The following is a 5,767-nucleotide window of genomic DNA, read 5'->3' as shown; positions in this document are numbered from 1 at the left end:
CCGCAATCCCCGCAGCGCAGGCGCAGGAACCCGTGGGCCAGGATGCCGCACTCGAGGAAGGCGTCGAACTCATCCTTGACGAACTGCGGCAGGTCGGCGCCGGCAGCGTCTTCGGCCTGGGCGAAGAACGTCGCCGCGTGTTGCTGCACCAGGCGGTACAGCGTGGTCTGCTCGGGGCGGTGGCGCGCGTAGTGGACCGGGGTGCCATCGCAATGCACCCTCCCGATCTGGTGAGCGTTGGTTTGCACGCGCTGGGCATGGGGAATCTGGGGTGGTGCAGCTTCTCAGGGCGCGCGGGCCAACGCATCCGCCTTTGGGGGGATCAGCTACGCCCCGCGCCATGGCGACGACCCTGCAGCGGCGCGGCACCTTGCCCGGGAGCGCCGCCGCCGGCCATGCTATGCGGTAGTGGCCACTGCGTGTGGCCGCCGGGGCGAACGTGTAGCAATCTGGCATGCCGGCTCCAGCAAAGGCTGGGAGGCTACCCGCAGTTGTGCCGGTGAACACAATTTGAATGTGCTCGGTCGGTCCTGATCGGGTGGCAATGGCGCTGGACTGCAGTGCCAGCGGCACCGACCGGCCTCACCAAAGGCTGAAGCCCAACAATGCTCCACTTGAGTCGTCCCGGCGGGAGCGTCCAGATCAGCCTGTGTGTGCCGACGAACAGACACATGGTCGCACGCTGCGCCAGAATGCCGCAGCGGCGCCGCCCCGGGCGACACGGTTGCCGACTTCGATTCGGTGCCCTCGAGCCGATGCTGGACATGTGTTCCACCGCTTTTCGAGAATTCGAGCTTTCCAATACCAACGAGAAATCCATCATGAAAGTTCACGCCTACATAACTTTTGGCGGCCGCTGCGAAGATGCGCTAGAGTTCTACAAAAAGTCCCTCGGTGCCGAGGTCACCGGTCTGATGCGCTGGAAGGACAGCCAGGACAAAGACATGAAGGGGCCACCCGGCTACGAAGAAAAAATCATGAACGCAGCCTTTCGCATCGGCGAAACCGATCTGATGGCCGACGACGGCATGGGCGAGAAACACGCGGAGTTCAAGGGGATGACGCTCGCGATCGAGGTGGCCGACGATGCTGAAGCCAAACGCGTTTTCACGGCACTCGGTGAAGGCGGAAGTGTCACGATGCCTTTGGCGAAAACGTTCTGGGCTTCTTTATTCGGCATGTTGACCGACAAGTTCGGTGTGCCGTGGATGGTGAATGTGGCAGCCGCCAAAGCGTGACGCAAGACGCTGCTCGACACGCCGTGCGTGACATCAACGCCATGTTGCTGGCTCACGTTTCCGTCTTCGGCGAACGTAGTGATCGAGATTCGACAATTGAAGAGGGGTTTTGCGACGCGCCAACACCGTTTGGTCGCCACCGAAAGACGACAGCTTGGAATGTGAGAACGATATGCTGAAGAAAACACTGTCAACCATCCTGATGGCCACAGCGGCGATGTTCGCCACACCGGTTGTTGTCTATGCCCAGGACATCTCAGCGGCACCGGTAAAAAAAGCCGCAACGGCGAAGACCGTGAAGAGCGGCCGTATCGAAGTGGACGGCATTCAGTACCACTACCAGATCCGTGGGCAGGGCGAGCCCCTGTTGTTGTTACACGGCGGTTTGGGTTCGGTCGATATGTTCGCGCCGATCATGCCGGTGCTGGCCGCGAAACGGCAGATCATTGGTGTCGACTTGCAGGGCCATGGCCGCACGCCTTTGGGCAGTCGGCCCATCAGCATGGTGGCGATGGGCTCGGACATGGCGGCAATCCTCCAAAAACTGGGTTACGGACCGGTCGATGTGATGGGCTATTCGATGGGCGCGGGCGTCGCGTTTCAACTGGCGGTGCAACATCCGAAACAGGTGCGCCGCCTGGCGCTCGTCTCGGGCAGCTTTGCAAAGGATGGTTTTTATCCGGAGATGATTGAGGCGCAGGCGCAGATCAGCAGCAAGATGGCGCAGGGCATGAAGGACACACCAATGTACAAATCCTATGTTGCTGTCGCCCCGAGCCCTGACGGGTTCCCCAAACTTCTGGATGCGATGGGCGACATGATGAAAAGGCCCTTCGACTGGTCTGCCGATGTGCCAAAACTGACGATGCCGGTGCTGCTAGTGTACGGCGACAGCGACATGTACCGCCCGGAGCATGTGGTGAAGTTTTACCAATTGCTCGGCGGCGGGCTCAAGGATGCGGGTTGGCAGCGGGAGAACATGTCGCGCAACCGCCTCGCGATCTTGCCGGGCTTGACGCACTACGATATTTTCCTATCACCGCAGTTGCCGGCGACGGTTCTTCCATTTCTGGATGGGAAGACTTCTTCAGCAAATTGGGCAAGATAGAAGAGACATGAGCCTATGACCGATAAGATGCTTCGCCTGCTGACGATGCCGCTGGATTGACATGAAAGCACCAATGGATGCCTCGCAACGCATTGACCAGCAGATTGCAGGGATCGACGACTGGCGCGGGCGGACGCTGGCCGCCGTGCGGAAAGCGATCCTGGCAGCCGATGCCGCGATCGTCGAGGAGTGGAAGTACATGGGAAGCCCGGTGTGGTCATGCAACGGGACCATCGTCGTGGGCAATGCGCACAAGGACAAGGTCAAGCTCACCTTCTCCCACGGCGCGAGCATCGCGGATCCGCATCAGCTCTTCAACAACGGGTTCGGTGGCAAGGTGTGGCGGGCAATCGATTTGTTCGAAGGCGACGCCGTCGACGCGCGGGCGCTTACGGCGCTAGTGCGTGCTTCCATCGAGTACAACCTGGCCAAAACGAAGAAGCCACGCAAGGCGGGTACTCGCGCATGAGGTACTTGGCAGAACTCTAATCCGTTTCCGTGCGACTCCTTTTTCATGAAAGCTTTTGAATTGAATTTAGTAACCCAACCTTGGCACCTTGTTGCCATTGCATTCGAGCGGGGAGTCCCTGCTCAACGTTCAACCCTAACGGATAACCATGACTGACGCAAAGACACTAAAACCCGCCGCCGAGATGGTGAAGGCGAACGATGCCCATGTCCTGAACGAGAGCAAGGCGTACCGGCAGGCCCGCGATGCATTGGCGGCGGAAGAGATCGAGCTCAGGCGGCACATCGTGCGGGTGGCAGAGCAGCGCCGGGCGCTGCCGCCTGGAGGCGAAGTCACCAAGGACTACCGCTTCGAGGGCGAAGGCGGTGCCGTTGGCTTCGCCGAGCTGTTTGGCGACAAGGACACTCTGGTGATCTACAGCTTCATGTACGGGCCGCAGCGCAAGACAGGCTGCCCCATGTGCACGTCGCAGATGAGTGCCTGGGATGGCATTGCACCGCACGTCAAACAGCGTGCGGCGTTTGTGATGACGGCCCGCTCGCCGATCGCGCGCATCCTGGCTTACGGCAAGGAGCGCGGCTGGGAGAACCTTCGGCTCTATTCCGACCCGAGCGGCGACTACACCCGCGACTACGTGAGCGCAGAAGATGCCGACATGCCCGGCTACAACGTCTTCACCCGCAAGGACGGCGCCATCCGCCACTTCTGGCGCGGCGAAGGAGGCAAGGAGACCGCCGACCCGGGACAGGATGCACACGACGCGCCGGACATGTCGGGGCTGTGGGTGATCCTGGATACGACGCCCGAGGGGCGCGGGACGGATTGGTATCCGAAACTGGACGACAAGTGATGCGCTATCGGAGCCTCACCATGCATTTCATGTTCTTCTCAAACAGCGCATTGATCGGCGGTTTCATAGCCGCTCAAGAAACCCAAGGGATCACACATGTCTGATCTTGCAAAGAACACGAAGGCGACACTCATTCCAGTCCTTCGTTACCGTGACGCACCAGCGGCAATCGAATGGTTGTGCCAGGCGTTCGGCTTCGAGAGGCACTTGGTTGTGCCCAACGACGATGGCACCATTGCCCACGCACAACTGAGCTTCGGTAACGGCATGATCATGCTTGGTTCGGTTCAAAAAAAAGAAACCGAGTTTGGCAGTTTGATGAAGCAGCCCGATGAAGTCGGAGGCGGTCCGACGCAATCCACGTATGTCGTCGTGACGGATGCCGACGCTGCGTACACCCGAGCCAAGGCGGGCGGAGCCAGGATAGCGATGGAGATCAGGGACGAAGACTATGGTGGTCGCGACTTCACTTGCCACGACCTCGAAGGTCATCTCTGGAGCTTTGGCACCTACGATCCATGGTGAAGCCCATGCCAACTGCCAAACACCGTGCCCTGGCTGTGTTAGCCGGAAAGTGGATCACGCAGGGCACGATTCGAGCGACCGACGACGCTGCACCTTCCGAGATGCGGGCGATCGACCGTTACGAATGGCTGCCCGGTGGGTTTTTCATGCTGCACAACGTGGATGCGCTGATCGGTGGCACTGTTTCACAGTCCATCGAAGTGATCGGCTACGACGCGAAGCAGGCCTGTTACGTCACACGCTCATACGACGACCAGGGGACGAGCGACGGCTTTACCGCTCGCCTGGATGGCCGTGCGTGGTCGATTGATGGTGAGAAGGTCCGCTTCAGAGGTGCATTCGAGGCGGGCGGCTCGGTTCTTGCCGGAACCTGGGAGCAACGTAGCGGCCCTAGACGGTGGAGCCCGTGGATGGATATTGAGCTGCGAAAGGTGACCTGAGCTGCGCATGAGGTTGTCAGATGGCATGCGATTGCATAAGGCATTGTCTGAAAGCACAATCCGCTGCTTCTGACTCTCAATCACGGCGGCGCTGTACCCTACCGCACAGACGCCCACGCTCTACTTCATTAATGTTTGTCAAGGCGTGACTGACCTAGTCTCATACCGCGCCTTTATCAACCTGAGAAGGTGATTCGTCGCTTTTCAATATCAACCCAGCAAGAGCACCATGCTAAAAATGTACGGGTTTTCGAAGGTCAACCTCGCCGCGCGCGGCCACACTCGAGACCTGCGTGTGCTGTGGGCGCTCGAAGAAATGCAACTGCCGTTCCAGGTCGTCGGCATGGATCATCCCGCACACGATCTGAACACCGACGCCTATCGACAACTGAGCCCCTTCGAACAGATCCCGTCCATTAACGACGACGGATTGATGTTGTCCGAATCCGCCGCCATCCTCGTCTACCTGGCGAAGAAGTCCGGGCTCTTGATACCTGGCAACCTCGCTGGCGAGGCGCAAGTTGTGCGCTGGTGCTTCGCAGCGATGAACTCGGTGGAGCCGCCGCTGCTCAGCCTGATGGTACTGGACTGGACGGCGGATGGCAGTTGCGGCAAACACCGCGATTTCCTGGTCGGCTGGGTAGACAGGGTACTGACGAATCTGGAGCGCTGGTTGGCCGACCGCGACTTCATCGCGACCAAGAATTTCACGGTCGCGGACATCCTGATGGCGCACGTCCTCTACTCCGGCATCAAGGACGAGAGATTGATCGCGCCGTACCCGGCAGTTGTGTCGTATCGTGATCGATGCCTGGCACGACCCGCGTGGAAGCGGACCATCGAAACGTACTGCGCACGGGTCGAGGCGGGATAGATTGTCATCGTCGGCCACGAAGCCGGCGTGATGCCATGGCAATCAAGGAAGCAGCGATGACGAGGACGGTTTCGCAAAAAATGGGTGTCAAGGAGGGCATGCGGGCATTTTTTTGAACGCGCCGCAATCCGCACTGAACGCCATCAACCTGCCAGGGCTTGACGTTGTGTCTGCACTTCAAGGGGAGTTCGACTACCTGCATTTCTTCACCCAAAGGCAGGCTGAAATGGACGATTTATTTCCGAAACTCAAACGGCATCTCA

General features: G+C 59.5%; 7 protein-coding genes and 1 pseudogene. 7 read left to right on the top strand and 1 reads right to left on the bottom strand.

The window, feature by feature from the left end:
* Positions 1-248 (bottom strand): annotated as a pseudogene (locus RMO57_RS10295) (hypothetical protein); the annotation flags it as partial.
* Positions 249-614: 366 nt separating this feature from the next.
* Here RMO57_RS10295 and RMO57_RS10290 point away from each other — a divergent pair.
* From RMO57_RS10290 to RMO57_RS10260, 7 genes are all read left to right on the top strand, one after another.
* On the top strand, positions 615-1,238 hold the full coding sequence (locus RMO57_RS10290) for a VOC family protein (RefSeq protein ID WP_310386313.1): 624 nt from the start codon (positions 615-617) through the stop codon (positions 1,236-1,238).
* 172 nt (positions 1,239-1,410) lie between these two features.
* Positions 1,411-2,346 (top strand): alpha/beta hydrolase, encoded by a 936-nt coding sequence (locus tag RMO57_RS10285; protein WP_310386311.1) that lies wholly within the window; start codon positions 1,411-1,413, stop codon positions 2,344-2,346.
* Positions 2,347-2,419: 73 nt separating this feature from the next.
* A complete protein-coding gene (locus RMO57_RS10280; protein ID WP_310386309.1) occupies positions 2,420-2,815 on the top strand; it encodes a DUF1801 domain-containing protein in 396 nt (131 codons plus the stop codon).
* A 148-nt stretch (positions 2,816-2,963) separates the two neighbouring features.
* Positions 2,964-3,665, top strand: coding sequence for a DUF899 family protein (locus RMO57_RS10275; protein ID WP_310386307.1), 702 nt, complete (start codon positions 2,964-2,966; stop codon positions 3,663-3,665).
* Positions 3,666-3,761: 96 nt separating this feature from the next.
* The gene (locus tag RMO57_RS10270; RefSeq protein ID WP_310386305.1) at positions 3,762-4,190 is read left to right on the top strand and encodes a VOC family protein; all 429 of its coding nucleotides are present in this window, start codon (positions 3,762-3,764) and stop codon (positions 4,188-4,190) included.
* A gap of 5 nt (positions 4,191-4,195) precedes the next feature.
* The gene (locus RMO57_RS10265) at positions 4,196-4,630 is read left to right on the top strand and encodes a DUF1579 family protein (protein WP_310386303.1); all 435 of its coding nucleotides are present in this window, start codon (positions 4,196-4,198) and stop codon (positions 4,628-4,630) included.
* Between the two features lie 229 nt (positions 4,631-4,859).
* Entirely contained in the window at positions 4,860-5,504 is a 645-nt protein-coding gene (locus tag RMO57_RS10260) for a glutathione S-transferase family protein (protein WP_310386301.1), read from the top strand.
* The last annotated feature ends 263 nt before the right edge of the window (positions 5,505-5,767 follow it).

Source organism: Roseateles sp., assembly GCF_031397715.1.
Lineage (GTDB): Bacteria > Pseudomonadota > Gammaproteobacteria > Burkholderiales > Burkholderiaceae_C > Paucibacter_A.
Note: the sequence above shows the minus strand (reverse complement) of the source record. Positions and strands in the feature narration are given on the sequence as shown.

What these genes read in the sequence shown, in the direction of transcription:
- RMO57_RS10285 (WP_310386311.1), top strand. Translation starts at nt 1,411, where the DNA reads ATGCTGAAGAAAACACTGTCAACCATCCTGATGGCCACAGCGGCGATG.
- RMO57_RS10265 (WP_310386303.1), top strand. Translation starts at nt 4,196, where the DNA reads ATGCCAACTGCCAAACACCGTGCCCTGGCTGTGTTAGCCGGAAAGTGG.
- RMO57_RS10260 (WP_310386301.1), top strand. Translation starts at nt 4,860, where the DNA reads ATGCTAAAAATGTACGGGTTTTCGAAGGTCAACCTCGCCGCGCGCGGC.
- RMO57_RS10275 (WP_310386307.1), top strand. Translation starts at nt 2,964, where the DNA reads ATGACTGACGCAAAGACACTAAAACCCGCCGCCGAGATGGTGAAGGCG.
- RMO57_RS10270 (WP_310386305.1), top strand. Translation starts at nt 3,762, where the DNA reads ATGTCTGATCTTGCAAAGAACACGAAGGCGACACTCATTCCAGTCCTT.
- RMO57_RS10280 (WP_310386309.1), top strand. Translation starts at nt 2,420, where the DNA reads ATGGATGCCTCGCAACGCATTGACCAGCAGATTGCAGGGATCGACGAC.